General features: G+C 64.4%; 23 protein-coding genes. 2 read left to right on the forward strand and 21 right to left on the reverse strand.

Annotation, left to right across the window (positions count from 1 at the left end):
• Positions 1-66 precede the first annotated feature (66 nt).
• From MON38_RS20285 to MON38_RS20385, 21 genes are all read right to left on the reverse strand, one after another.
• Entirely contained in the window at positions 67-876 is an 810-nt protein-coding gene (locus MON38_RS20285) for a YfiM family protein (protein WP_241937981.1), read from the reverse strand.
• Positions 877-1,033: 157 nt separating this feature from the next.
• The gene (locus MON38_RS20290; protein WP_241937982.1) at positions 1,034-1,969 is read right to left on the reverse strand and encodes a bestrophin family protein; all 936 of its coding nucleotides are present in this window, start codon (positions 1,967-1,969) and stop codon (positions 1,034-1,036) included.
• Between the two features lie 31 nt (positions 1,970-2,000).
• Entirely contained in the window at positions 2,001-2,699 is a 699-nt protein-coding gene (locus MON38_RS20295; RefSeq protein WP_241937983.1) for a DUF1345 domain-containing protein, read from the reverse strand.
• 59 nt (positions 2,700-2,758) lie between these two features.
• Positions 2,759-3,958: a family 1 glycosylhydrolase gene (locus MON38_RS20300; RefSeq protein WP_241937984.1), complete on the reverse strand. Its 1,200-nt coding sequence runs from the start codon at positions 3,956-3,958 to the stop codon at positions 2,759-2,761.
• A gap of 179 nt (positions 3,959-4,137) precedes the next feature.
• Complete coding sequence (locus MON38_RS20305) at positions 4,138-4,860, reverse strand: DUF305 domain-containing protein (protein WP_241937985.1); 723 nt, start codon at positions 4,858-4,860, stop codon at positions 4,138-4,140.
• Positions 4,861-4,935: 75 nt separating this feature from the next.
• The gene (locus MON38_RS20310) at positions 4,936-5,379 is read right to left on the reverse strand and encodes a putative quinol monooxygenase (RefSeq protein ID WP_241937986.1); all 444 of its coding nucleotides are present in this window, start codon (positions 5,377-5,379) and stop codon (positions 4,936-4,938) included.
• A gap of 32 nt (positions 5,380-5,411) precedes the next feature.
• Positions 5,412-5,681 carry a hypothetical protein gene (locus tag MON38_RS20315; RefSeq protein ID WP_241937987.1) on the reverse strand — a complete coding sequence of 90 codons (270 nt, stop codon included), beginning with the start codon at positions 5,679-5,681 and terminating at the stop codon, positions 5,412-5,414.
• A gap of 41 nt (positions 5,682-5,722) precedes the next feature.
• Positions 5,723-6,454, reverse strand: a complete 732-nt coding sequence (locus tag MON38_RS20320) for a hypothetical protein (protein WP_241937988.1) — start codon at positions 6,452-6,454, stop codon at positions 5,723-5,725.
• Positions 6,455-6,510: 56 nt separating this feature from the next.
• Positions 6,511-7,356 carry a ZIP family metal transporter gene (locus MON38_RS20325; protein WP_241937989.1) on the reverse strand — a complete coding sequence of 282 codons (846 nt, stop codon included), beginning with the start codon at positions 7,354-7,356 and terminating at the stop codon, positions 6,511-6,513.
• A 63-nt stretch (positions 7,357-7,419) separates the two neighbouring features.
• A complete protein-coding gene (locus MON38_RS20330; RefSeq protein ID WP_241937990.1) occupies positions 7,420-7,914 on the reverse strand; it encodes an MgtC/SapB family protein in 495 nt (164 codons plus the stop codon).
• Positions 7,911-8,288 (reverse strand): hypothetical protein, encoded by a 378-nt coding sequence (locus MON38_RS20335; RefSeq protein ID WP_241937991.1) that lies wholly within the window; start codon positions 8,286-8,288, stop codon positions 7,911-7,913. Before MON38_RS20335 ends, MON38_RS20330 begins: the two co-directional genes overlap by 4 nt.
• A gap of 81 nt (positions 8,289-8,369) precedes the next feature.
• Entirely contained in the window at positions 8,370-9,782 is a 1,413-nt protein-coding gene (lpdA, locus tag MON38_RS20340) for a dihydrolipoyl dehydrogenase (RefSeq protein ID WP_241937992.1), read from the reverse strand.
• A gap of 45 nt (positions 9,783-9,827) precedes the next feature.
• Positions 9,828-10,727: a cation diffusion facilitator family transporter gene (locus MON38_RS20345; protein WP_241937993.1), complete on the reverse strand. Its 900-nt coding sequence runs from the start codon at positions 10,725-10,727 to the stop codon at positions 9,828-9,830.
• Between the two features lie 50 nt (positions 10,728-10,777).
• On the reverse strand, positions 10,778-11,674 hold the full coding sequence (locus MON38_RS20350) for a cation diffusion facilitator family transporter (protein ID WP_241937994.1): 897 nt from the start codon (positions 11,672-11,674) through the stop codon (positions 10,778-10,780).
• Positions 11,671-13,962 carry a heavy metal translocating P-type ATPase gene (locus tag MON38_RS20355; RefSeq protein ID WP_241937995.1) on the reverse strand — a complete coding sequence of 764 codons (2,292 nt, stop codon included), beginning with the start codon at positions 13,960-13,962 and terminating at the stop codon, positions 11,671-11,673. The genes MON38_RS20350 and MON38_RS20355 overlap by 4 nt, the downstream gene beginning before the upstream one ends.
• A gap of 55 nt (positions 13,963-14,017) precedes the next feature.
• Positions 14,018-14,629: a hypothetical protein gene (locus MON38_RS20360; RefSeq protein WP_241937996.1), complete on the reverse strand. Its 612-nt coding sequence runs from the start codon at positions 14,627-14,629 to the stop codon at positions 14,018-14,020.
• A gap of 9 nt (positions 14,630-14,638) precedes the next feature.
• A complete protein-coding gene (locus MON38_RS20365; RefSeq protein ID WP_241937997.1) occupies positions 14,639-14,962 on the reverse strand; it encodes a YnfA family protein in 324 nt (107 codons plus the stop codon).
• A 40-nt stretch (positions 14,963-15,002) separates the two neighbouring features.
• Entirely contained in the window at positions 15,003-16,208 is a 1,206-nt protein-coding gene (locus MON38_RS20370; protein WP_241937998.1) for an efflux RND transporter periplasmic adaptor subunit, read from the reverse strand.
• A gap of 29 nt (positions 16,209-16,237) precedes the next feature.
• Positions 16,238-20,716, reverse strand: a complete 4,479-nt coding sequence (locus MON38_RS20375) for a CusA/CzcA family heavy metal efflux RND transporter (protein WP_241937999.1) — start codon at positions 20,714-20,716, stop codon at positions 16,238-16,240.
• Positions 20,717-20,877: 161 nt separating this feature from the next.
• A complete protein-coding gene (locus MON38_RS20380; protein ID WP_241938000.1) occupies positions 20,878-21,201 on the reverse strand; it encodes a DUF6660 family protein in 324 nt (107 codons plus the stop codon).
• A gap of 58 nt (positions 21,202-21,259) precedes the next feature.
• On the reverse strand, positions 21,260-21,685 hold the full coding sequence (locus MON38_RS20385) for a YybH family protein (protein ID WP_241938001.1): 426 nt from the start codon (positions 21,683-21,685) through the stop codon (positions 21,260-21,262).
• 229 nt (positions 21,686-21,914) lie between these two features.
• Here MON38_RS20385 and lpcA point away from each other — a divergent pair, with 229 nt between their 5' ends.
• Together lpcA and feoB are read left to right on the forward strand one after the other, a co-directional pair.
• A complete protein-coding gene (gene lpcA, locus MON38_RS20390) occupies positions 21,915-22,508 on the forward strand; it encodes a D-sedoheptulose 7-phosphate isomerase (protein ID WP_241938131.1) in 594 nt (197 codons plus the stop codon).
• A gap of 511 nt (positions 22,509-23,019) precedes the next feature.
• Complete coding sequence (gene feoB / locus MON38_RS20395) at positions 23,020-25,188, forward strand: ferrous iron transport protein B (RefSeq protein ID WP_241938002.1); 2,169 nt, start codon at positions 23,020-23,022, stop codon at positions 25,186-25,188.
• Positions 25,189-25,196: the final 8 nt, after the last annotated feature.

Below are 25,196 nucleotides of genomic sequence, written 5' to 3' on the forward strand. Positions count from 1 at the left end.
AACACGGCGCAGAGAAGAGAAAATGCATACCGATTCGGGGTGATAGTTGCTGCCGAAGGCAGCTGGCTAATAGGTTAGTGCGTGGCCGTGCCAGCCCCGGCGGGCATTCCATTCCAGGGCCGGCGCGGGCAGGTGCACGATGCTGGCCGCGTAGAACACCCGCCGCAGCCAGGCGTGCCGGGTGGGCAGGCGGCGCAGGTCCACGTCCAGCGAAAAGTAATACTGGCGGTAGGGACGCAGACCGGCTGCGGCGTTAGTGCCGTCGTCGTTGTACACCATTTCCTGGCCGCCATAGCCCAGCGCGGGTTGCAGCCAGCGGGGCCACCGGGTATCTTTTTTCAAAAAAGCCCCCACATCGGCGCAGAGCCAGTACGTTTGGCCATTGTAGTCTTTGAGCAGCCGTTCGGCCACGGTGCGGCCCAGCACGTTGGGGCGCTGCGCGGCGTAGCCGGTGAGGCGGAACGAGACTTTGGGCATGAGGCGGATGTCGCGCCAGGCCAGCTGCTGGCCCAGCACCCCGAGCGAGCCCAGCAGGTTGGCACCCAGGTCGCCGGGCGAAGCGCCGTAGGCCGGGTCGCGGCCGTCGAAGTATTCGATGGGGCTTTGCAGGACGAACCCCACGAAAGAGCCGTACCAGATGGCCTTTTTCTCGCTCAGGCCGGCCCAGCGCAGCATGTCCACGGCGCCCCGGCTTTCCTGAAACGCGCCCCATAAATGGCCGGCTTTGTCAAGCTGCTGCCACTCGGGCAGGTCGTTGAACCAGTGCAGCGGCACTTTCTCGCCGGTGTACCAACTGGCCGCCAGCCCCGTGTAGAAGGCGCCGTAGGCCAGCGCGGAGCCGCCTACTACCAGCGGCAGGCGGCGGCTGATTGCCATGTGCTGGCCGGAATCGAGCCGGACACCGTTGCTGGTAGGCACTGGTGCCGGTGACTGTGCCCGGCCCGCCGCCGCGAATAGCAACAGAACCAGCAGCCCCGCCGCCCGGATGCCGTGGGCCCAGCAATCAATATTCCTGGCAACGAAGGACGCGGCCCTAATACAGCACGCCGTCATGCGGTTGCATAGGGGTGGGCAGCTCGGTTTCGCCCAGCATCTGGCGCAGGTCGATTTCGATGGTGCGGCACAAGGCCGTCATGGGCACGTCGTTCATCTTGTTTTCAAACGGGTTTTCGCTGATGTGACCCACCAGCTCGATGGTGACGAACACCCAGGAGACGAGCACCGCAAAAGGCACCGTGAGCCAGTAATGGCCGTGGCCCAGCTTCTCAAATTCTCCTTGGATGCCCAGGGGCAGCAGCGCGATGAACAGCCACACGAATACTACGCTGGAAAAGGCGTACTGGCGCGGGAAGGGCGTATTCTTGATGCGCTCGGTGCCGCCCTGCAGGTTGGTCAGCTCGCGCAGGTCTTCGAGCAGGGTGCGGCGCTGGAGGTCATCAAACAGGCCGTCGGCTTCCTGCAGGGCCTGGCTTTGGCGCAGCAGCAGCTGGGCGGGCGCGTTCACCGTGGTACGCAGGTAGTCAGATTCGGTCGGGTCCAGGAAGGGGGCCACGTCCTCGTCCCAGCGCTGGGGCTGGCGGCGCAGGTGCAGGCGCAGGGCATTCACCCAGGCAATCTGCCGGTACACCAGTTGGCGCTGGGCATTGCGTTGCGCGGGCGTGAGGGCGTTGCGCGTGGGCTGGGTATTGGCCAGCACCAGCATGGTCCAGTTGCGGCTGCGGTTCACGATGCCGCCCCACAGCTGGCGGGCCTCGTTGAAACGGTTATAAGAGCTGCTGTTTTTGAAGCCGACGTAGAACGAAACCGCCACCCCGAGGATGCTCACCAGTTGCCAGGGAATGTCCAGCCACGTCATGCCCAGCGGGCCGTGCAGGATGGCCAGCGTCAAATCATAAACGAAAAATATCAGCAGGTCTTTCCAGGAGTAGCCCCATATAACGCGCCAGTGAATGTGCTTTTGAACGTACATGCAAAAAATACAGATTTGAGTAAAAGAAGAATTAGAGCAGGCCCGCCACCAGGTTGATGGTGAGGGCGACCACGCTGGTGTTGAAGGCAAAGGCCAGCAGGCCGTGCAACATGACCAGCTGCCGCATGTGCGTAGAGGAAATCGCCACGTCCGCCGTCTGGGCCGTCATGCCCACCACGAAGGCGAAGTAGGCAAAGTCCCAGTAGTTGGCGGGCGGGCCACCGGGGAAGTCGAGCCCGCCCAAATTGTCGGGCGGCACCGTCGCCAGGTTCTCGCTGTAGTACTGGTGGGCATAGCGCAGGGCAAACACCGCGTGCAACTGCAGCCAGGCCCCGACGACGGCCCCAATGGAGAGCAGCACGTGCACGGTTACTTCACTGCCACGCATTTTTGCTAGGCCCGACAAGAGCGCGACCACTGCCATTAACGAGGCACTGCTCGCCACCAGCACAGCGATGAAAGCCCAGGTCCGGCCCGGGTCCTGCCGGGTGGCCATGCGGCGGATGTGGGCGGTATCGGCGTTTCGGGTGCCGGCCCAGATAAGGGCCAGGCTACTCAGGCAAAACACGTCCCAGGCGGCAACCAGTCGGGTGGTCGGCAGTAGAGTGCCCGGCAGCAGCAGCCAGGTGATTCCGCCCACGGCGACGGCCAACAACAGGCGCTGCCGGGCGTTGAGGTTGAGCAGGTGTAGCTGCAGGTGGCGGTGCGAGAAGAATTGCGCGATGGCCATGCAAGAAGAGTATAGCGTGATTAGGGAAAAAGATGAGAGTCGAGCGGGTGCCTAATCACCTAATAGTTAATGTGCACGCCGTAGCTCTCGTCTGTGAGCACCTCTTTCCACTGGGCAATGAGCTTGCGGTACGCCACCCCAGCGGGGCGAATTTGGCGGTTGAGGTCGTAGAGCCCCAGGGGATTCACGCGGCCATTGTTTTCGCGCAGGGCGGTGTCCCAGTCCACCTGGTCGAGCAGCGAGTACCACGTGAAGCCGACAATCGGAATGCCGTCCTGCTTGAGGCGGTAGGCGTTTGCCCACTGGCGCCAGAGCCAGTTCACGGCATCGGGCTCCCAGAGATTGGTTTCCGTGTGCATGAGCGGCATGCGGTAGCGGGCAAAGTACTGGCGGGCGATGACGTAATAGCCGAACACGTCCCCGGCCGGGTAGGTATTGCCGTCTTCGCTCACCAGGTGCTCGTTGGTGCGGTAGTAGTCCGTGCCCATGATGCACTTGGCCTTGATGTTCTGGTCCAGGAACCAGTGATATTCTTCGTCCGTCATGCCGTTCTGCAGCAGGAATTCGTACATGGCCACGCTCAACGGGTAGCCGTAGGTCAGGTCCAGGCTCAGAAAGCGTTTCTGATTGAGAAAGTTGGCCAGCTTTCGTGCCCCCGGCGTTTCCGGGTGGAAATACTCGGCTGATTCGCTCTGAATGAAGGTGGCCCCGGGCTGCACGGCCAGAATGGCCTGCATGGCCAGCACGTTGGCCCGGCACAGGTGCTTGAGTGCCGTGACAAACGTCTGGTCGCTGGCCAGGCACTCGTTCCACCAGCCGTACTGGGCCGAGAACATGGCCGTGACGAAAATCTCGTTGATGGGCGTGTAAAACTGCAGGTCGGGAAACCGCGCGGCAAACGCCTGGGCATAGGCGGCGAAGTGTTCCGGGAAGGCCGGGTTCTGGAAGCTGCCCAGCCAGTCGGGCAGCCCAAAATGCAGCAAGTCCACGATGGGGGTGATGCCGAGTTCCCGCAGGTAGCCGAATACCTGGTCGGTGAAGTCCCAGTTGTACTGCCCGGGGCCGGTGTGCACGCGGTAGTAGGGCGGGCCATAGCGCAGAAATTCGATGCCCAGCCCTTTCACCAGGTCAAAGTCTTCGCGCCAGCGCTCGTAATGGCCGGTTTTTTCCAACTCGTCTACCCGGTGGGTAGTGCCGTCGGGCAGCCGGATGGTGGGGTAGCTGTTTTCGATGCCGGTGGCAAACATGAAAGCACTCATCGTAACGGGGGAGGGAGGTGTGGTAAAGTGCTGAAAAGAAAAATTTTAAAGAAAGCGCTGCCAGCGGGCGCCGGCATTGGACAAAGGCCCCACTTAGCGGGCTGGGCTTGCTGCCCGGTCCAGCCGTCGGGGGCATGAGACTGTTCCTGGCCTTGGCGTTGTGCTCACCGTTGGTTTCCTTAGGAACGAGGGCGGTGCCGCTGCTGCCAGAATTGCAGTTGGCGAATAAAGGGCTGGGCGCGCCGCTGCATCCCAGCGGCTGCCGCCTTCAGTTCCGGAGCACTGCCAAGTTCTTCTGCCGCGCGGGCGGTTTCCAGGGCGGCGCGCTGCTGCAGCAGCAGCAGGGTGGCAAAGTCCGCGTCGGTGTCGCCGGTGCCGTCGTCCTGGTGGCTCTGCATCATGCCCAAGTTGGGGGCTTGCCGCTGCCGGCCGGCTGCTTCCACCCGGGTCGCCTCTTCTACCTTTACCAACTGGGCTACTGTGGACCGTAGGCGCTGCCCAAACGCGGAATCGGCCGCACCGGGCTTAAGGCGCACGGCCAGCGCTTCGGCCTCGGGAAGTTGCTGCTGCTGGTCTTGGGCAAAGGCTGCTGCCCAACGCAGCAACGTGGAGTCGCGTCCCCGATGAGCTTCTGCGGCCGTGAGCGCCAGGGCCCCGCGGTGATACAGCACCAGCTGCCGCGCGGCCTCCTGGTCCGGGGAAAGAGCCGGCCGCGCGGCGGCCAGCTGCTGGGTCGTGGCGTGAAAAGTTGTGAGCAGGCCCGCCTGCGCATCCTTGTCCACGGTGAGCGAGGGCGTATCCTCGTGCTGGTCGGCGGTCTTGGCGTCCGGTGAGCAGCCACTGCTGAAGGGCAGCAACGGCAGGATGAGCAGCAGCGAAAGAAGGCGGGGAGTAGTTGGCATGAAGGCAGCGAGGGAAAAGATGCAGCGATAAATAGTAGGGAAAAGCGGGCAGCCAGGAAAACTCCGCGCCAGGCGCTAGCGGTGGGCGGCAGGCGAGGCCACCCGCGTACGCCTGCTCACCTGGTAAGCCGTGGCCGTGGCGGGCGCCGCCAGGAAGGCAGGCAATTGCTGCTGGTACGCCAGTTCATAAGGCTGTTGTTTGTGGGCGGCCAGGGCGGCTTCACTGGCCCACTCCCCGATGAGCAGAAAGGTGCCGGGCGTTTCGGTGCTCTCGTAAAGGCCAAGGTCCAGACAGCCGGTTTCGCTTCGCGCCAAATTGTTAAGGGTGGTGGTAGCGGTGAGAAAGGCGTCCCGGCTCTCGGGGCGGATGGGCAGCTTTTCCGTGTACAGCACCAGCGTGGTCCCGCCGGCCTCGTCGCGGTGAAGGAGCCCGGTATTACGCCGAATCTGCCCCACTGCCCGCGTAGTTGAAAGCGCGAGCAGAACAATCAGCACCAGGGAGGAAAAGTTGTTTTTCATGGAGTAGGAACGGCCATAAACCGATTTAAGCGTTAACTTCCGATGGTGGTGCGCACGATGTTGCTGTGCCCTTCGTAGGCATCCTGCTGGTTGAAGTGCTGCACGTGGTACTCGACGGTCGTACCGGGCGGAAACGCGTGCGTATCCACGAAAGGCGAGCGGGCGTTGACGGCCACTTGTTCCCAGGCCGCGCCTTCGCTGGCTACGCGGCGGTACACGTGGACTTTTTCCAGCATTTCCTTGGAAAAGGCAATGTGGCGGCCTGCGGGCGTGAGGGTGAGCTCTATTTTAATGGCATGCATAGGACTTGAGGAAAAGCCAGGGTTTGTATGATAAAGAGGAGCTAGCGGCTCCGACGGGGGGCATCGGGTAGGCTCACGCCCACACTTAGCAGATAGTGCGAGAACTGGTTGGGCGTACCAAAGGGCACGGTGCCGTACCACTGGCGGTACTGGCCCCGCATGGTGAGCCAGGGAGCGTTTTTGCCCTTAAGTTTATAAGTAGCCGAAAGGCCGACTTCGGTGAGGGGGGAAGCGGCCGTTTCCAGCAGCTTGGACTCGGTACAACCGCAGCTGCGGTATGTGCTGCTCTGCGAGGGCACTTGCTGGTTCCTGTCGCGCAGGTTAAGCCACCCGACGCCCGCGCCGCCCAGCACTGCCACGCGCCAACGAGGCTGGTCAAGCAGCAGCAGCGAATTGCTCCAGGTGGCGCTGAACATCTGCAGCGACGGACGAACGGATTCGCCGTAGTGGGCGACGGGCAATGCTCCGGCGGGCATTTGGCCGGTGAGCGTAGCGCGCAGCCCACTGCCCCAGCGCGGGGTCAGGTAGTAGGACCCTTCCAGGTCGAGGCCCGCAAAGGGGGTGCCGCGGCGGTCCCGCAGGCCCAGCACCCCGATGTAAGCGCCGAACCGACTGGGCTGAAACGGTTTTTGAACCGCGCACGAGTCCTTGCTGCTCCGGAACGCGTGATGCGCGGTAAATACCGGCGCGTGGCTGTGGCACTGGGCTTGCGCTGAGAAAGTGCTGAACCAGCACCCACAGATTGCCGGAAGCAGAAAAGATTTGGGTTTCATGGCTAAAAGGAAAGGAGTGATAAAAGACACCGACGAGGCCCTGAACTGCCCTCACTTTACACGAGCATGCCCAGCAGCAGAAACACGAGAAAGCCCAGAAAAAACGTGGAGGTGAGCCAGGGCGACTCCGGCTCCTCGTGGGCTTCGGTCAGGAGTTCCTCCGTGACCAGGAACAGCAGGGCCGCCAGCCCGAAGGAGAGCACCAGTTCCATGATATTGTCGGAAGCGCCCTGCAGCACGGTGATGCCGACGCCGGCCCCCACCACCAGCAGCGCCGACAGCGCCGCCACAATGCCCACCGTGCGGGCTTTGCCCTGGCCTTCCTGCCGCAGCTCCACGGCCGTGGCCAGGCCCAGCGACAAAATCTCAATGGTCAGGGCAATGGCAAGCAGCAGGCCTTCCTTGGCCCCGGTAGCGAAGCCGATGCCCAGCAGCAGGCCGTCGATGAGAATGTCGATGCCAACCCCGGTGAGCAGGCCCATGGGCAGGGTGGCAGCGGGGTTCGCCGCTTCCTGCGGGGCGGTTTGGGACGCCCACAGTACCCCGGCCGGCAGGTCAGGCGTCGGCGCGGCCTTTTCTTTTTCGGCTGCTTTGCGGGTAAAAAAGCGCAGGGCCAGCATCACCGCCACTCCCAGGGCAAAGCCCAGTCCTACTTCCAGCGGGCGGTGGCGCTTCACGATGTCGGGAAGCAGCTCGACGGCGACCACGGAGAATACGACGCCGGCGGCAAAGTGCAGTATGGCGCTGCGAACGGATGCCCCCGGCGGGCGCAGCACGGCCACGACGGCCCCCACCACCATCACGGCGGCGGGCACCAGCGCGTAAAGCAGCACCTGCAACCAGGAGGGCTGCACGGCTGGTGCGGCGGTTAGTAAGAAAGTGAGTAGCAAATGGTATGGCATGAGTGATTCATGAAGGTGAAAAACGATAAAAGGGGCAATGGCTTTCTGCAGGAAATTAAACCGTCACGCGTAGGGGGCAGCCGGTTTGGAAGGGTCGCTCCGCACGGGCCGCTCCAGTCGGCTGGCCACGGTCAGCACGGCCCAGGTTAGGCCCGTGCTGAGCAGCGCCAGCCCCAGGCTGCCCAAGCCCGTGGTCACGCCAATGGCGGCCGTTATCCAGATGCCCGCCGCCGTGGTCAACCCCTGAATCTCGCGGGTCTGACTAAGCTTGAGAATGGCCCCGGCGCCGATGAAGCCAATGCCGGTGACCAGGCCCTGGATGACGCGTGACACGCCGTCGGGCGACATCCCGCTCCCCGCCGCGGCCAGCACGAACACTGTGGTGCCCAGCGAGACGAGGATGTGCGTGCGCAGGCCGGCCGATTTGCCCGCCCGCTCCCGCTGCCAGCCAATGAGGCCGCCGAGCAGCGCGGCCGCCAGCAGGCGGATGACGGTGTGCACCAGCTGTGCTTTATTGGGCAGGCCCGCGGTCAGCTCGTCCCAGATAATGTCCATCATGGTCGGTTCGGGGTAGGAGGTTGGGTAAAAGCGTCAAAATTTCCGGCGCTGTCCTGCGCGTAGCACCAGATGGCATCTACTCGTACCCGGGGACTCCAGTGCTTGCCCGCGCCGTCGCGCAGGCTATCAAGCCGAATGATGCGCCGCGTTTGGGGACGCAGGGTGCCAAGCTCCCACCGAAAGGCATCGTTAACGTCCACCTCCGTCCGGTAGTAGGTCGCCTTGCTGGGATTCACCACCGTAAGCGTGGCACTGTCCACTGCCACCTGCAGGCGGAGGCGGAGGCTATGCGAGCCCAGCTTCTTGCCGCATCCCGCCAGCGGCCCCACCGCGACAGCCAGCAGCAACAGGCAGTAAAGCATCTTTATCAGCATAGCTCGGATACCTAATGGCAATGTGACGCGACTTATGGCGTTGAATGCTCGAACGCGGTCCACGAGAGGTTGACGTCTCGTTTACATGTTGAGGGCCCCGATGCCGGCCGCGTTCAGGCAGGCTTCCTTGAAGGCTTCGGCGTAGGTGGGGTGGGCGTGCGACATCAGGCCCACGTCCTCGGCCGCGCCGCGGAAATGCATGATGCCCACGGCCTCGGCGATGATGTCGGCGATGCGCGCGCCAATCATGTGCACGCCCAGAATCTCGTCGGTTTGCGCGTCGGTGAGCACCTTCACCAGCCCTTCCGTGTCGGCGCCGGCCAGCGCCCGGCCCGAGGCGGAATACGGGAACGAGCCCACCTTATAGGCTTTGCCCTGCTCTTTGAGCTGCTCTTCGGTGTAGCCCACGCCCGCCACTTCGGGCCAAGTGTACACCACGCCGGGGATGAGCAGGTAGTTGACTTCCGGGTGCTTGCCGGCAATCATCTCGGCCACGTACACGCCCTCGTCGGAGGCCTTGTGGGCCAGCATGGCGCCGCGCACCACGTCGCCCAGGGCCCAGATGCCAGACGCGGTGGTTTGCAGGTCGTCGTTGACTTTCACCCGCCCCTTTTCGTCCAGCTCCACGCCGGCCGCGGCCAGGTTCAGCCCGTCGGTGTAGGGCCGGCGGCCCACCGACACCAGGCAGTAGTCGCCTTCCAGCTTGAGCTCGGCACTTGGTCCGCCCTCGGCCGTGAGCGTCACGGTGTCGCCGGCTCGCTCCACGGCCGTCACCTTGTGGGAGAGGTAGAACTCCAGGCCCTGCTTTTTAAGGGAGCGCAGCAGCTCCTTGCCCAGGGTGCGGTCCATGGTCGGGATAATGGCGTCGGTGTATTCCACCACCGACACCTTACTGCCCAGCCGGGCGTACACCGAGCCCAACTCCAGGCCGATGACGCCGCCGCCCACGATAATCAGGTGCTTGGGCAGCTCGCGCAGCGCCAGCGCCTCGGTGCTGGTGATGACGCGCTCCTTGTCCAACGTGATAAAGGGCAGGGTGCTGGGCTTGGAGCCCGTGGCGATGATGATGTTTTTGGCCGTCAGCTGCTGCGCCTCGCCCCCACCCTCTCCGGTTGGCTGCACTTGTACGGTAGTGGCGTTGACGAACGAGGCGACGCCGTGAATAACGTCCACCTTGTTTTTCTTCATCAGGAACACCACGCCGTCGCAGACCTTTTTCACCACCTGGTCCTTGCGCGCCATCATGCGGGGCAGGTCGGCGCGCAGGTTGTCGGCCGCAATGCCGTGCTCGGCAAACTGGTGGGTGGCTTTCTGGTAAAGCTCGGTAGATTCGAGCACGGCCTTGCTCGGAATGCAGCCCACGTTGAGGCAGGTGCCGCCCAGGGTCGGGTACTTCTCGATGATGGCGGTTTTCAGGCCCAACTGCCCGCAGCGCACGGCGGCGATGTAGCCGCCGGGGCCAGAGCCGATGATGAGTACGTCGTAAGTAGTCATGGAAAAAAGGGGATAGAAAGTGTTACGAGTTAAAAAAGCTCGATTTTAGAAAGGCTCAATGTGCACGAGCACGTTGTACACGGCGGGGCGCGCCTGCTTGATGGCCGCTTTGACCGCGCCGGTAATGGCGTGGCCCTCGCGCACCGAGATGCTGCCGTCCACCACCACGTGCAGGTCCGCGAAGAACTCGAAGCCCATCTTGCGCACGAAGCACTTTTCGGTGGTCACCACGCCGGGCACCGCCTGGGCCAGGGCCCGGATGTCATCGGCCCAGGCGCGGGGCGGGGCCTCGTCCATGATTTCGCCAAACGCGGGCCGGAAAATGTGGTAGGCGTTGTAAACGATGAAAACGCAGGCCACCAGCGCGGCCCAGTCGTCGGCCGCTTCCCAGCCCTTGCCCCCAATCAGGGCAATGCTGATACCGACGAAAGCCGTGCTGGACGTGATGACGTCGGCCCGGTGGTGCCAGGCGTCCGCCTTCACGGCCCCGCTGTCCACTTCCTGGCCAATCTTGTGCACCCGCCGGTAGAGCGTTTCCTTGATGGCGATGACCACGCCCAGCACCGCCAGCGTAAAGGGTGCCGGCAGCTGGTGGGGCGTGAGAATGTGACGGATGCCTTCGGTGGCGATGTAACCCGCCGCGCCCACCAGGGCCACCGCCACCATGATGGCGGCCAGCGGCTCGGCTTTGCCGTGGCCGTAGGGGTGGTTCTCGTCCGGCTCCCGGGCCGCCGTGCGCAGCCCCAGCCAGACGATGCCCGAACTGAGGATGTCGGTGCCCGACTCGATGGCTTCGGCGATGAGGGCGTAGGAGTGGCCGACCACGCCGGCCGTGCCCTTGCCCAGCACCAGGACAATGTTGGCCCCGATGCCGACCAGGGTCGACACCTGGCCGCGCTCGGCGCGCTCCCGGTTGGTGGGCGCCGCGGAATGAGAATCAGGCATGGGCGGGGTGGTTAAGGTTTTCGGATGCCGGCACTGGCCGGTGCCGGCGGCTACTGGTGGGTTTCGTGACCTGCGAAGTCGCCGCGCTCTACCTGAATGGTGGCGTGCTGAATGGGGTGCTTGGCGGTAACGTACTCGTGGGCGCGGGTGAGCACGTCCTCGTGGTGCGCGTCGTCGGTGAGCACCACGTGCAGGCTCAGCGCGTTCACGCCCGAGGTGAGCACCCAGGCGTGCACGTCGTGCACGGCGGCCACGCCGGGCACCTGCAGCAGGCCCTGGCGCAGGGTTTCAAGGTTCACGTCCTTGGGCGTGCTTTCCAGCAGCACGTTCACCGCCTCCTTGAGTAGCACCCAGGTGCGGGGCAGAATGAACAGGCCGATGCCGGCCGAGAGCAGCGGGTCGGCGTAGTACCACTTGGTGGTGAGCATGATAACGCCGGCCACCATCACCCCTACGGAAGTGAGCAGGTCGGAGAGCACCTCGAAGTAGGCGCCTTTCATGTTCAGGCTCTCGCCCGAGCTTTTGCGCAGCAGGTATACCCCGTACAGGTTTACCAGCATGCCCACGCCGGCGACCCACATCATGGTGGTGCTTTCCACCTTGGGCGGGTTCAAAAAGCGCAGGTAGGCCTCGTAAAGGATGTACACCGAAATCAGGATGAGCACCACCGCGTTGGTCAGGGCGGCCAGGATTTCGAAGCGGTAGTAGCCGTAAGTCCGCTCGGGCGTGGCTGGTTTCTCGCCAAAGCGAATGGCCAGCAGGGCCAGCCCCACGCCCGCCACGTCGGTGAGCATGTGGCCGGCATCGGCCAGCAAGGCCAGGCTGCCGGTCCACCAGCCCCCGACCACTTCCGCCACCAGGTAGGTTAGGGTGAGAAAGAAGACAATGGTCAGGGGGCGCTTGTTACGGGCCGCCGCGCTCCGGCTGATTTCGTGGTCGCCACTCATATGGATTGGTCGTGATGTGCGCCCTGACGCATGTTAGCCGGCATCTTCTCCAGGACAGAACCCTCATTTGATACCGCTGGCGCGGTCGGAGCCGGACCAGCCGCTCTGGGCGTGGAGTAGTCCATGCGCTGAATGCGCACGGCATTCAGAATGGCCAGCAGGGCCACGCCCACATCGGCAAAGACGGCCTCCCACATGGTGGCCAGACCGCCCGCGCCGAGCGCCAGCACGATGCCCTTCACGATAAAGGCCAGCCAGATGTTTTGCCACACCACGCCGTGGGTAGCCCGGGCGATGCGACGGGCGGTGGCAATCTTGCTGGGATGGTCGGTTTGAATCACCACGTCGGCCGTCTCGATGGTGGCGTCGGAGCCGAGGCCGCCCATGGCGATGCCCACGTCGGCCAGGGCCACCACGGGGGCGTCGTTGACGCCGTCGCCCACGAAGGCCAGCTTGCGGCCGGCGTCGAGGTACTGCTGCACGTAGCGGGCCTTGTCTTCGGGCAGCAGCCCACCGTAGGCCTCGTCAATGCCGAGCTCATTGGCCACGCGCTGCACGATGCTGTCCTTGTCGCCGGAGAGCATCACGATTTTGGTGATGCCGTCGGCCCGCAGCTCCCGCACGGTCTGCGCCGCGTCTTCCTTCGGCGCGTCGGCCACGGTGAGGTAGCCCGCGTATTTTCCGTCGATGGCGGCCACTACGATGCTGTCCTGTATCTGGTCGACTTCGGCCGGGTAGGCCACGTTGAACTTGGCCAGCAGCTTGGTGTTGCCGGCCAGCACGTCGTGGCCATCCACCCGGCCGCGCAGGCCGTGACCGGCGATTTCCTCCACGTTTTCCACCGGCACGTTGCCCACCGTGGTAGCTTCCACGTGGGTAACCACGGCCTTGGCAATGGGGTGGGTAGATTTGGTTTCCAGGGCCGCGACCAGGCGCAGCAGCTCCGTGGTTTCGCGGCCGGGCACGGTCTGCACTTGCTGCACGGCAAACACGCCCTGCGTCAGGGTGCCGGTCTTATCCATCACCACGGTATCAATCTCGCGCATCACGTCCAGAAAGTTGGAACCCTTGAAGAGGATGCCCGCCTTGGAGGCCGCGCCGATGCCGCCGAAGTAGCCCAGCGGCACGCTGATGACCAGCGCGCAGGGGCAGGAAATCACCAGGAACACCAAGGCCCGGTATAGCCAGTCGCGGAACACGTAATCGTCCACCACGAAGTAAGGCACGGCCACCAGCAGCACGGCCAGCGCCACCACGATGGGCGTGTACACCTTGGCGAACTTGGTGATGAACTGCTGCGTCTTGGCCTTGCGGCCCACGGCGTCCTGCACCATGGCCAGAATTTTGGCCAGCTTGGTATCCTTGTAGTTGGCGGTGACGGCCACCTGAATCAGCAATTCCAGGTTGACCATGCCGGCCAGCACCACCTCGCCCGCTTGCTTGGTCTGCGGCACGGACTCGCCGGTGAGGGCCGAGGTATTGAAGCTGGCCGGGCCCTTGGCTAGCGTGCCGTCCAGGGCCACTTTCTCGCCGGGCTTCACCTCAATGGTGTCGCCGACCACCACTTCCTTGGGGTCGAGCACCTGGCTGCGGCCGTCGCGGATAACCGTGACTTCGGTGGCCTGGATTTCGAGCAGGGCCCGGATGCTGCGCTTGGCCCGGTTCACGGCCGCGTCCTGGAACAGCTCGCCCACGGTGTAGAACAGCATCACGGCCACGCCTTCGGGGTACTCGCCAATGGCAAACGCGCCGATGGTGGCGATGCTCATGAGCAGAAACTCATTAAAGATGTTGCCCGAAGGAATGCTGAGCACGGCGGCTTTCACCACGTTCCAGCCCACGAGCACGAACGCCAACCCGTACCAGGCCAGGCGCACGTAGCCGGTGAAGAAGCCCACTTTGTAGTAGTCCAGGGCGATGCCGGCGATGAGCAGGGCAAAGCTGATGCCCGGCACCAGGTAGGGGTTGTCGCCGGCCGGGCCGTGGTCGTGGTCGTCGCCGCTGCCGTGGTCGTGTCCGTCGTGGTCGTCCTTGGCGGCTGCCTCGCCTTTTTCCACCACTTTTTTGCCGGCCGGGTGGTGATGGCCCGCGTGGTCGTGGTTGTGGCCGGCGTGCTCGTCCGGGTCATCTGCCGGGGCGTGGTCGTGGCCGGGCACGTCGTGGCCCTGCGGCGCGGCGGCCGCTTCGGGGGTGAGCTGCTCACGACTGAGCGCGCCCACGTTTTCGGGCCGCACCTGCTTGGCAGTGTTCAGCTCCTCGTTGAGGTTGTCGGATGAAGGGTCGGGCATAGTAAAAGCAGGCAATAGAAACGGTGAGTAAAAGATGTCGGGGCCGTCGGGGCGGCTACCAGTCCACGAAAAAGCCGGCCACGCCCACCAGTACGAGTACTGCCCCGGTAAAGCGGCGCTCGTAGTGGGCCAGGCCCTCCAGGTTCAGGCGCCGCAGGCCCGAGTAGGCCAGCGCCACCAGCGTGCTCATGGCCCCCACCGACACCACCAGGTAAGTGCCCATAACCAGGGCCAGCGCGGGCGTGCCGTGGGTGCCGGCGGCCAGGAAAAAGGTTTGAATCTCCAGGCAGGGGGCCAGGAACATGGTGGCCGCCAGCCCCAGCACCACCCGCCCCCGGGGCCGAACCGGCACTGGGGAGGGGTCGGGGTGGGTGTGGCCCCGGCCGGAGAGGGCGTAGAGCAGGCCGATGCCGATGAGCAGGGCCGGGGCCGCCACGCCCGCAAACTGTGAAAACCGCGCCGAGAGCCGCCAGCCCAGCAGGCCCAGCCCGAGGCCCAGCAGCACCGTGCTCAGCACGTGCGCCAGGCCCGCCACCGCCGTCACGCCTACGGCCCGCCGCAGGGGCCAGCGCTCGGCCCGCGCCACAGCCAGCACCGGCGCCCAGTGGTTGGGAATCGCGGCGTGCAGCAGGCTGAGCAATAAGCATCCGGTGAGCAGTTCAAGCATGGGCAGGGATTACAGGCGGGGCCAGAAAAGAACGACGGCGATACCCAGCAGGATGATAACTCCACCGTACACGTCAAACCGGTCGGGCCGGAAGCCATCAAAGTAAGCCGCCCAGGCAAGGGACATGAGGATGAAAATGGCCCCGTACACGGCGTAGGTTTTACCAAATGAAGTGGGCTGCCAGGTGGCCACCCAGCCGTAAAGGGCCAGCAACAACGCCCCGACCAGTCCCGTCCACCCCGGTCGCCCCGACTTCAGCCATTGCCACATCAGGTAGCCACCCCCGATTTCGCAGAGGCCAGCCAAAAAGAAGACGGCTAGGGTTTTCAACATGGGTACCTGGGGTTAAACTGGGGGCCAATACCAACGGGAATTACTCTTCCTCTTCGGCGTTTTTGAGCTTGGCCAGCAGGGAATAAGCGCCGGCGGTGACCACCTTGGCTTTGGCTGACGCCACTTCTTCGGGTAGCGTTACCTGCGTGTAGCCATTCTCGCTCACCCCGGTCACCACGGGCACCATGCGGAAGCCAGTTTCGCCCTTAGGGGCTGGCTTGTCGTCGACGAGGAAAACGTACGGCCGGCCCCCAAACTGCACCACAGCCTGGTCGGGCAGGGCCGGTACGGTGGCCGAGTTGGTTTCGACCACGGCCCGCACGTAGGTACCGGGCAGGCGGCTGGCGTCCTCCCGGGCGAGGTGGGCGTACACCCGCACCGTGCGGTCTTCGCTCACGGCCCGGCCAATCAGGTAAACCTTGGCCTGGTGGTTGGTGCCCACCGAGTCGTTGGCCAGGGTGTAGCGCACGGTCTGGCCGTTGCGCACCTTGGGCACGTCCTTCTCGAATACCGTCAGCACCACGTCGAGGTGCGCGGGGTCCACGATTTCAAACAGCACGTCGGTGGGCGTCACGCTCTGGCCGGCGCTGGCGTTCACGGTTTTCAGGTAGCCGCCGCGCGGGGCTTTCACCGGCGCCGTGGTGGCCATGGCGCCGCCGATGGGCAGCCCGGCCAGGCGCAGGCGCGCGGCCTGCGCCGCTACCTGGGCCTGCAGAGCGCGGTAGTCAGCGCGGGCCTGCTGAAAGTTCTTTTGCGGCGCCACTTCCTGCTTGTAGAGCTCCTCCTGCCGGGCGTAGTTGGCGCGGGCATACTCCAGGCGGCTGCTGGTTTCGAGATAGTCCTGCTGCAGCTGCACGTATTCGGGGTTGCGGATGGTGGCCAGCACCTGCCCGGCCCGCACGCGCGCGCCCTGCTGCAGGGTGGTGCGCTCGATGATGCCCCCGAGCAGCGAACTGACAGCCACCGCGTTTTCGGGCGGCGCGTCCAGGGTGCCGTTGACTTTGAGCACCCCGCTCAATACCCGGTTTTCCACGTCGCCCAGCCGGATGCCGGCGGTTTGCTGCTCGGCGGGCGAGAGGGTGGCCAGAGTGGGCTGCTTTTCTTGTTCTTCGCCGGTCTCGGTTGTTTTAGCCGATGGGTCACCGGGCTTCTCGGTTTTTGTTTCTTCAGCCGCGGCTTCTTTCTTGTCGCCGCCGCAGCTGGCCAGGGTCAGGCCCAGCAGGGCCAGGAATGCAATATTCTTCATGGAGGAAATTCAGGTAATCAAAAAAAAAGTTACTGAGGCGTACTGTTGAGCAAGTAATCCAACTCAATAACGGTCTGGTTGTGGTCGAGCAGCACATCCAGGTAAGCGGTGCGGATGCTCAGGGCCCGCTCCAGGTTAAGCAAATACTCGCTGTAGCCGGTTTCGCCGGCCTTGAAGGCGCGGGTGCTCAGGCGCACGATGACGTCGGCTTGGGGCAGGCCGGTTTGCTGGTAAAACTGCAGACGCTGCTGCTGCTCGGCGTGCCGGGCCACCAGCTCGTCCTGCCGGCCGGCCAGCTCGGCCAGCTGCCGCCGGTAGGAGACCGTGGCGACCTGCTCCTGCAGGCGCGCCGCCTGCACCCGGGCCTTCTGCGGGCCGCGCAGAATGGGAATGCCCACCGAGCCCTGCACGCCCTGAAACCGGTCGCTGCCCGAGTAGTAGCGGTCGGTGCCGCCCACCCCGCCGATGGTCTGCGGGCCGATGAGCGACTGGTTGAAGTAGCCGAGCGTGACGTTGGGCAGGCCCTGGGCCTGCTCGGTGCGGGTGGCGGCCTGGCGCTGGGCAATGAGTTGGCGCAGCACCTGGGCCTCCGGGTTTAATGCCAGACGGGCGGTGTCGCCCGGGGCGGGCAGCACCACGGGCTCCAGGGGCCGCAGCAGGCTGTCGGCCACGTCCACTACCTGCGCCTGTTGCAGCAGGGCCTGCAGCTGGCGCTGGGCCACCTGGTAGCCGGTGCGGGCCTGCCGAATCAGGGCCCGGGTTTCGCCCTGCTGCACCAAGGCCGTGGCCGGCTCCAGCCGGGCCACTTCCCCGGTTTTAAAGCGCAGGTTGGCCGCCCGCAGAAACTCGGTGTAGAGGCTATCCTGCCCGCGCAGCACTTTCAGGCGATGCCGGGCAAAGACGGCCTGCTCGTAGTTGAGGCGCACCTGCCGGCGCAGTTCAGCCTGCGCCTGCGCGAGCTGGAACTGCTGCCCGCTCACCTGCGCGCCCAGCAGCAGGGCCTGGCTGCGGTACACGCCCGGCAGGGAGAAAGTCTGGCTGATGGTGAAGTTGTTATCCTTGCGGTAGGTGTTGTACTGCCCGTAGGTCACGCCGATGGTGGTGCGGCCCACGTCGGTGGCGGTACGGCGCAGCGCCTGCTGCGCTTCGAGCGAGCGCTGGGCGGCCGCCACGGTGCCGTTGCTTTGCAAGGCTTGGGTGACGGCCTGCTGCGCGGTGAAGCCTCCCCCGGCGTTCAGCTGCACCTGCTGCCCCCAGCCGGCCAGCGGCAAGGCCAGCAGCAGCAGAACGGCTCCCGCCACCAGTGGGGTACTGGCGGCCGGTCCGGCGACCTGGGGGTGAGGATTGGGCTTGGCCGCCGACTCGTCGTCGCCTTCGTATTCGCCGTGCGCCGCCTGCCAGGTTTCGGCCAGGGCGTAGAGCACCGGCAGCACCAGCAGCGTGAGCAGGGTGGCCGTGACCAGGCCGCCAATCACAACGGTGGCCAGGGGGCGCTGCACTTCGGCTCCCGCCGAGGTAGCCAGGGCCATGGGCAAAAAGCCCAGCGACGCCACCGTGGCCGTCATCAGCACCGGGCGCAGGCGGGTCGCCGTGCCTTCCAGAATGCGTTGCGTCAGGTCGGTCACGCCTTCTTTTTTAAGCTGGTTGAAGTAGCCGATGAGCACTACCCCGTTGAGCACGGCCACGCCGAAGAGGGCAATGAAGCCCACGCCGGCCGAGATGCTGAACGGCATGTCACGCAGCCACAGCGAAAGCACCCCGCCAATGGCGGAGAGCGGAATGGCCGTGAAAATCATGGTGGCCTGCAGCAGGGACCGGAAGGTGAAGAACAGCAGGCCGAAAATCAGCAGCAGGGCCACCGGCACGGCAATACTCAGCCGCTGCGAGGCTTCGCGCAGGTTCTCAAACTGGCCGCCGTAGGTGGTGTAGTAGCCGGGGGCGAGCTTGAGCTGCTGGTCTACTTTGCCCTGCAGCTCCTTGACCACGCTCTCCACGTCGCGGCCCCGCACGTTGAAGGCCACGGTGATGCGGCGCTTGGCGTCGTCGCGCTGAATCTGGTTCGGGCCTTCCACCAGGCTCACGTCCGCCACTTGCTCCAAGGGCACCTGCTCGCCGCGCGGGGTGGCGATGAAGAGCTGCTGCACGCTGCGGATGTCCTTGCGCAGGGCCGGGGGCAGGCGCAGCACCAGGTCGAAGCGCCGCTCCTGCTCGAACACCTGCCCGGCGGTCTGCCCGGCAAAGGCCGTTTGCACGGTGCGGTTCACGTCCTCCACGTTCAGGCCAAACTGCGCCAGCTTGTTGCGGTCGAGCTTGACCACAATTTGTGGCAGGCCGGTGACCTGCTCTACGTACACGTCCTCCGCGCCCTGCACCTGGCGCACCAGCTTCGCGGTGCGGGCGGCGTAGTCGGCGAGCTGGTCAAGGTCTTCGCCGTAAATTTTCATCACCACGTCCTGCTTGGCCCCGGAAATCAACTCGTTGAACCGCATCTGAATGGGCTGCTGGAAGCCGAAGGTGACGCCGGGAATCACGCTCAGGGCATGGGCCATTTTTTCAGCCAGCTCGGGCTGGGTTTTGGCCGAAGTCCACTCCTTGGGGTCTTTGAGCGTCACCATCACGTCGGCTGCCTCCACCGGCATCGGGTCGGTGGGAATCTCGGCCGAGCCGATTTTGGCCACGACTTCCTTGACTTCGGGGAACTGCTTTTTCAGAATGGCCCCCGCCTGGGTGGCCTTGTCAATGGTGTAGCTCAGCGACGAACCCGTCAGCACGCGCATCTCCACGGCGAAGTCGCCTTCGGACAGCTGCGGAATGAACTCGCCGCCCAGGGTGCGGAACAGCAGGATGGTGCCCACCAGCAGGGCGACGGCCGTGCCGAGCACGATGGTTTTGCGGGCCAGGGCCAGCGTAATGAGGGGCCGGTAGCGGGCTTCGAGCCAGCTCATCATCTTGTCGGAGAAGTTACGTTTGTGCTCCGTCTTGCGGCTCAGCCCGAGCGCGGCCATCATGGGCACGTAGGTGAGCGAGAGAATCAGGGCCCCGACGATGGCGAAGACCACGGTTTCGGCCATGGGCTTGAACATCTTGCCTTCGATGCCGGCCAGGGCCAGCAGCGGCAGGTACACAATGAGGATGATGACTTCGGGGAAGCCCGCCGAGTCGCGGATGCCCGCCGCCGCGTGGTAGGTTTCCCCGTCCATCTGCCGTTGGGAAAGCAGGCCGTCCTGGCCCTTGGCATGGCCGGAATGCAGCCGGTGAATGATGGCCTCGACGATGATGACGGCCCCGTCCACAACCAGGCCGAAGTCAATGGCCCCCAGGCTGAGCAGGTTGCCCGACACGCCAAAGAGCTGCATCATACTGATAGCGAATAGCATGGCCAGTGGAATGACCGAGGCCACGACCAGGCCTGCGCGGAGGTTGCCCAGAAACACCACCAGCACGAAAATCACAATCAACGCCCCTTCAATCAGGTTCTTGGTCACGGTGTGAATGGCGCGCCCCACCAGGTCCGAGCGGTCGAGGTAGACGTCGACCACTACCCCTTCCGGCAGGGACTTGCGGATGGTGACCATGCGCTCCTTGACGGCCTTGATGACGTCGTTGGCGTTGGCCCCCTTCAGCATGAGCACAATGCCGCCGGTGACCTCGCCCTCGTTGTTGCGGGTCATGGCCCCGTAGCGTACGGCCGAGCCCAGGCGGATTTCGGCCAGGTCACGCACCAGGATGGGCAGGCCGGCTTTGGTGCTTTTGACCACGATGTTGCCGATGTCCTGCGGGCTCGTCACCAGGCCCTCGGTGCGGATGGCGTAAGCCGTGGGGTTTTTGTCCAGGTAGGCCCCGCCGGTGTTCTGGTTGTTGCGGGACACCGCCTGGTAGACCTCGTCCACCGTCGTATTCAACGAGCGCAGGCGCTCGGGGTCGAGTGATACCTCGTACTGCTTGAGCAGGCCGCCGAAGGAAGAAACGTCGGCCACGCCGGGCGTACCAAGTAGCTGGCGGCGCACAATCCAGTCCTGAATGGTGCGCAGAGCCCGGGCGTCGTACTTTTTCTCGTAGCCGGGCTTGGGCCGCACCAGGTACTGGTAAATTTCGCCCAGGCCGGTACTGACCGGGGCCAGCTCGGGCCGGCCCACGCCGGCGGGAATCTGGCTTTCCGCTTCGCGCAGGCGCTCGGCTACCTGCTGGCGGGCCCAGTAAATGTCGATGCCGTCTTTAAAGACGATGGTGACCACCGAGAGCCCGAACCGGGAAAACGAGCGCACGTTTTCCTCGCCCGGCACCGTGGCCACGCTTTGCTCGATGGGAAAGGACACCAGCCGCTCGATATCGTTGGCGGCCAGCGAAGGGGCCACGGTGTACACCACGACCTGGTTGTTGGTGATGTCGGGCACCGCGTCAATCGGCAGCCGGTAGAGAGAATAGCCGCCCCAAACAATGAGCGCTAAAGTCAACAAAGCGATAATGAGCTTGTTGTGAATGGAAAAATATATCAGCTTGTTGAACATGCTGGCTTGCGGGTAAGTCTAGAAACCTGGAAATGGAGGCGGCCGGAGCCCGTGGGCTCAAGGGCGGCCAGGGCCGGGGACGCCGCGAATGCGCGTGCGCCAACGGGACCGGACCCCATAGTGAGGCCCGGTCCCGCGAGGGGACCCTAACAATCAGGAAACTAGGCTTGGGGGGGCTGCCAGATGCTGCCCGACCGCTGCCGGGCCGCGGGGGGCGCGAGGCGAGCAAACCGAATCGCGGGGGCATCAACCGCCGCGGGCGCGGCCAGCAACACCACGGTCCGGGTGGGCAGCGAGGTGCCCGCGCAGCAGTGGCACTGGCACAGGGGCGTACACCAGTCCGAGCGGGTATGGGCCGCGTCGGATTCATGCGAGGTGCTCACGTACGTCCGGGCGCCACCCTGGGGCACAGCCGCCTTGTCTGCGCAGGGCAGGCAAGCCAGAATGGCCAGGTAAAACGCAAACAGGACGGAGAAAAAACGCATGAAAAAACGCAGGACGGGCAAATGTACGCAGTTCCCGCCAGAAGGATATAAAAAGCCGCTACGGAAGCGACTCCCGGTACAGGGTCTGGCTGCTGATGAGCCAACGGCTGCCCTGCCGGCTGAGCACCGACACCGCGGTGTACTGCTGCCCCCGGGCCCGTCGGGAAGCAACAGGCGTGCCATAACGATAAGTTTCCACCGCCAGCGCGGTGGCCGAATCCGGCAGCACGGTCAATTGATAATGCGTGAGCGGCGGGCCGGGCCGGCACCAGCCCCGGCAGCCGTTTTGCCGCACCGGGCGGTGGTGCAACGGCCGCTCGCTCTCGTCCAGTAGCCATGCCGAGCGGGTAAAGGCGGCTTGGACCCGGGCCGAGTCTCCAGCCGCAAGGGCCTCGCGAAAGGCCGCCATGGCCGCCAATATGTTCGCCTCGTCGGACGGCGCGGGCCCGACGCCCGGGGCGGGGCGCGGGGTGGCGCCCAGCATAGGAAAAAGAAAGCAGCAGACGTGAATAGTAAGCAAGCGCATGGGTAGGCCAGACAGGGACAACTCCTCAAGCACGTGCCAGCGGCCAGCAGGGTTCGTTTTCGTCCTCAAAATTAGCAAGCGCTGGCGAGGCCGGGAAGCGCGGACCACTCCGGCGAAGTGGGGCCGCCCTCCGAACATCCGGGACCTGCTGCCGTACCAGAGGCCCTTACTGCTTTTTCCTTTGCGTATGCTCCAGCCGCTGATAGTTGCCGAACTCACCGAAGCCCGCGCCGTGCTCGACCGCTTTATGGCCGACCCGGAAAACCTAACCCGTATCGAGCAGGCGGCTCGACTCCTAACCAATTGCCTGGCCGGGGGCGGCAAAGTGCTGACCTGCGGCAACGGCGGCAGCCTGTGCGACGCCCAGCACTTCGCCGAGGAGCTGACGGGCCGCTACCGCCAGGACCGTCGTCCTCTGGCGGCTATCGCCCTCACGGAAGCTGCGCACCTGACCTGCGTGGCCAATGACTACGGGTTTGAGTTCGTGTTCTCCCGCGCCGTAGAGGCGCTGGGCCGGCCCGGCGACGTGCTGCTGGCCATCAGCACCAGCGGCTACTCCCCCAACGTGCTGCGCGCCGCCGAGGCCGCCCGCGAGGCGGGCATGGAAGTCGTCGCCCTCAGCGGCAAGGACGGCGGCCCGCTGGCCGCGCTGGCTCACGTCGAAATCCGGGTTCCCCACCCGGGCTATGCCGACCGCATCCAGGAAGTGCACGTCAAAGTGATTCACATCTTGCTGCGCCTGATTGAGCACTTGCTGGCACTGCCCCTGGGTGAAAAGTGAAGCGGTGGCCTTGTCCGCAGCCGAACGCGGCGAGCGACGGAACGCTCAGACTTCGCGTATTGATAGAGCATCGAAATCTATAGTGCAATTAGGCTGCGCGGCTTTCGGAAGGGTTTCCGCTGGCAGTGACCGGAAGCTAGGTGTCGGCGCTAAAGCAGCTGGTCAGCGCGGGCGGCAGGGCGCGCCATCGTGAATAATTCCACCCCTTGGTTAGCCCGCAGCGGCTTCGAGTGCCGCCCCACGAACGCCCATCGGCGCGATTGTACAGCTATTAGCTGCAGGAAGCATTGTCTGCGCCCTCCCCGAAACCATTTTGCCTGCTACCACCTCGAAGCAGCTTTTCTGATGCCACTGGCGGGCCTAGCCGCCGGCGAGGCCCGCTACCAAGTGCTTCGGGCTTACGCGGGGGGCACAAACCGCAAGGGCACTTCAGGCAAAGCCGTATTTATTGAACGAAAGAAACGCCATTTTAGTACCTTTGTTTAGAAACATTCCAAATAAACTCTGGTTCATGTCAGCAACTACCTCGGCGGAGGCTTTGGCGGCGCTTCCCCTCCCCAACAAGCCAGGTCCTGCTTTCCCGGCTTTTTCCCGGCTGGCCCTGATTGGCAATCCCAACTCGGGGAAGTCGTCGCTGTTCAATCAACTCACGGGGCTTAACCAGAAAGTGGGCAACTTTCCCGGGGTGACGGTTGACCGGAAAAGCGGCATCAGCCAGCTGACCTCGCAGCACCGGGCCGAAATCATTGACCTGCCCGGCACGTACTCGCTCTACCCCAAAAGCCTCGATGAGCACGTCATCACCGACCTGCTCTACGACCGGCGCAGCGCCCAGTACCCGGACTTTGTGGTGGTGACGGCCGACGCCAGCAACCTGCGCCGCAACCTGCTCCTCTTCACCCAGGTCGTGGACCTGGGCCTGCCGGTCGTTCTGGCCCTGAACATGATGGACGTGGCCGAGCAGCAGGGCGTGCGCATCGACCTGGCCGAGCTGCAGCGCCAGGTGGGCGTGCCCGTTATCCCGATGAACGCCCGGAAAGGTGTAGGAGTGGCGGCCTTAAAAATCGTGATGGCCCAGGAAGTCGGCCCCTCCTCGGCCACCTTCTACCAGCCTTCCGCGGAGCTGCGGCCCCTGGTCGAGCAGATTCGGCACCGCTTCGGGCTGGAAAACGACTACCTGGCGCTGCACTACGCGCACCAGTTCCGCCACATCAAGTTTCTGACGGCCGACGAGCGGGCTTACTTGCTGGCGTTGACGCAGCAATACGACTTCGAGCCCACGGCCCGGCAGGCGGAAGAAACCATTGCCCGTTACGTTCGCATCAACGAGCTGCTGCTCAACACCGTGTCGGTGACGCGCACGGAAAAAGCAGAGCCCTACAGCAACCGGCTCGACAAGGTGCTCACCCACAAGGTCTGGGGCTACCTGATTTTTTTCGCGGTGCTGTTCATGCTCTTCCAGGCCATTTTTACCTGGGCGCAGTACCCGATGGATTTGATTGACCGGGGCGTGGCCGGCCTGAGCGGGCTGATTCAGGCCCATTTCCACGGGCCCCTGGTGAACTTGCTCACCGAGGGGGTGCTGGCCGGCCTGGGCGGCGTGTTCATGTTCGTGCCGCAGATTGCGCTGCTCTTTGCCTTCATTGCCGTGTTGGAGGAAACCGGCTACATGGCCCGCGTCACGTTCATGATGGACAAGATTATGCGCAAGTTCGGGCTCAACGGCAAGAGCGTGGTGCCCCTGATTTCGGGGGTGGCCTGCGCCGTGCCGGCCATCATGAGCGCGCGCACCATCGAGAACTGGAAGGACCGCATCATCACCATCTTCGTCACGCCACTCATGTCGTGCTCGGCGCGCATCCCGGTGTACACCGTGCTCATTGCCCTGGTGGTCCCGCCGCAGAAAGTGCTGGGCCTCTTTAACCTGCAGGGCATCGCCCTGATGGGCATGTACCTGCTCGGACTGGGGGCGGCCCTGGTGTCGGCGCTGCTCATGAAGGTGGTGCTCAAGACCAAGGAGCGCAGCTACTTCATCATGGAATTTCCCGTGTACCGGTGGCCCCGCTGGAAGAATGTCGGCATCACCATTGTCGAAAAGGTCAAGACCTTCCTGTTTCAGGCCGGCAAGGTCATCGTGGCGGTCTCCATCATCCTGTGGGTGCTGGCCTCCTACGGTCCGGGCGAGGCCCTGGCGCGGGCCGAGGCGCGGGTGCGGGCCCAGGCCGCGCAGCAGCGGTGGCTGCCCGCGGAGACGGAAACCCGCGTGGCGTCGGCTAAGCTACAGCAATCCTACGCCGGGGTGTTTGGCCGCACGCTGGAGCCCGCCATCCGCCCCCTGGGCTACGACTGGAAAATCGGCATTGCGCTCCTCACCTCGTTTGCGGCCCGCGAAGTGTTCGTGGGCACCATGTCCACCATCTACAGCGTGGGCCAGGACGCGGACATGCGCACGGTGCAGCAGAAGCTGGCCGCCGAAAAAGACGCGGCCGGCCAGCCGGTGTTCACCGCGGCGCGCTCGTTTTCGCTGCTCGTCTTCTACGCCTTTGCCATGCAGTGCATGAGCACGATGGCCGTCGTCTACCGCGAAACCAAGGGCCTGAAGTGGCCGCTGCTGCAACTGGGCTACATGACGGGGCTGGCCTACGTCGCCGCGTTTGCCGTGTACCACCTGCTGCGGTAAGCCAGTGA

This window comes from Hymenobacter cyanobacteriorum, from assembly GCF_022631375.1.
GTDB lineage: Bacteria > Bacteroidota > Bacteroidia > Cytophagales > Hymenobacteraceae > Hymenobacter > Hymenobacter cyanobacteriorum.

Coding starts and splice junctions, on each gene's coding strand:
- MON38_RS20285 (WP_241937981.1), bottom strand. CDS start 876: ATGGCAATCAGCCGCCGCCTGCCGCTGGTAGTAGGCGGCTCCGCGCTG.
- MON38_RS20290 (WP_241937982.1), bottom strand. CDS start 1,969: ATGTACGTTCAAAAGCACATTCACTGGCGCGTTATATGGGGCTACTCC.
- MON38_RS20295 (WP_241937983.1), bottom strand. CDS start 2,699: ATGGCCATCGCGCAATTCTTCTCGCACCGCCACCTGCAGCTACACCTG.
- MON38_RS20300 (WP_241937984.1), bottom strand. CDS start 3,958: ATGAGTGCTTTCATGTTTGCCACCGGCATCGAAAACAGCTACCCCACC.
- MON38_RS20305 (WP_241937985.1), bottom strand. CDS start 4,860: ATGCCAACTACTCCCCGCCTTCTTTCGCTGCTGCTCATCCTGCCGTTG.
- MON38_RS20310 (WP_241937986.1), bottom strand. CDS start 5,379: ATGAAAAACAACTTTTCCTCCCTGGTGCTGATTGTTCTGCTCGCGCTT.
- MON38_RS20315 (WP_241937987.1), bottom strand. CDS start 5,681: ATGCATGCCATTAAAATAGAGCTCACCCTCACGCCCGCAGGCCGCCAC.
- MON38_RS20320 (WP_241937988.1), bottom strand. CDS start 6,454: ATGAAACCCAAATCTTTTCTGCTTCCGGCAATCTGTGGGTGCTGGTTC.
- MON38_RS20325 (WP_241937989.1), bottom strand. CDS start 7,356: ATGCCATACCATTTGCTACTCACTTTCTTACTAACCGCCGCACCAGCC.
- MON38_RS20330 (WP_241937990.1), bottom strand. CDS start 7,914: ATGATGGACATTATCTGGGACGAGCTGACCGCGGGCCTGCCCAATAAA.
- MON38_RS20335 (WP_241937991.1), bottom strand. CDS start 8,288: ATGCTGATAAAGATGCTTTACTGCCTGTTGCTGCTGGCTGTCGCGGTG.
- lpdA (WP_241937992.1), bottom strand. CDS start 9,782: ATGACTACTTACGACGTACTCATCATCGGCTCTGGCCCCGGCGGCTAC.
- MON38_RS20345 (WP_241937993.1), bottom strand. CDS start 10,727: ATGCCTGATTCTCATTCCGCGGCGCCCACCAACCGGGAGCGCGCCGAG.
- MON38_RS20350 (WP_241937994.1), bottom strand. CDS start 11,674: ATGAGTGGCGACCACGAAATCAGCCGGAGCGCGGCGGCCCGTAACAAG.
- MON38_RS20355 (WP_241937995.1), bottom strand. CDS start 13,962: ATGCCCGACCCTTCATCCGACAACCTCAACGAGGAGCTGAACACTGCC.
- MON38_RS20360 (WP_241937996.1), bottom strand. CDS start 14,629: ATGCTTGAACTGCTCACCGGATGCTTATTGCTCAGCCTGCTGCACGCC.
- MON38_RS20365 (WP_241937997.1), bottom strand. CDS start 14,962: ATGTTGAAAACCCTAGCCGTCTTCTTTTTGGCTGGCCTCTGCGAAATC.
- MON38_RS20370 (WP_241937998.1), bottom strand. CDS start 16,208: ATGAAGAATATTGCATTCCTGGCCCTGCTGGGCCTGACCCTGGCCAGC.
- MON38_RS20375 (WP_241937999.1), bottom strand. CDS start 20,716: ATGTTCAACAAGCTGATATATTTTTCCATTCACAACAAGCTCATTATC.
- MON38_RS20380 (WP_241938000.1), bottom strand. CDS start 21,201: ATGCGTTTTTTCTCCGTCCTGTTTGCGTTTTACCTGGCCATTCTGGCT.
- MON38_RS20385 (WP_241938001.1), bottom strand. CDS start 21,685: ATGCTGGGCGCCACCCCGCGCCCCGCCCCGGGCGTCGGGCCCGCGCCG.
- lpcA (WP_241938131.1), top strand. CDS start 21,915: ATGCTCCAGCCGCTGATAGTTGCCGAACTCACCGAAGCCCGCGCCGTG.
- feoB (WP_241938002.1), top strand. CDS start 23,020: ATGTCAGCAACTACCTCGGCGGAGGCTTTGGCGGCGCTTCCCCTCCCC.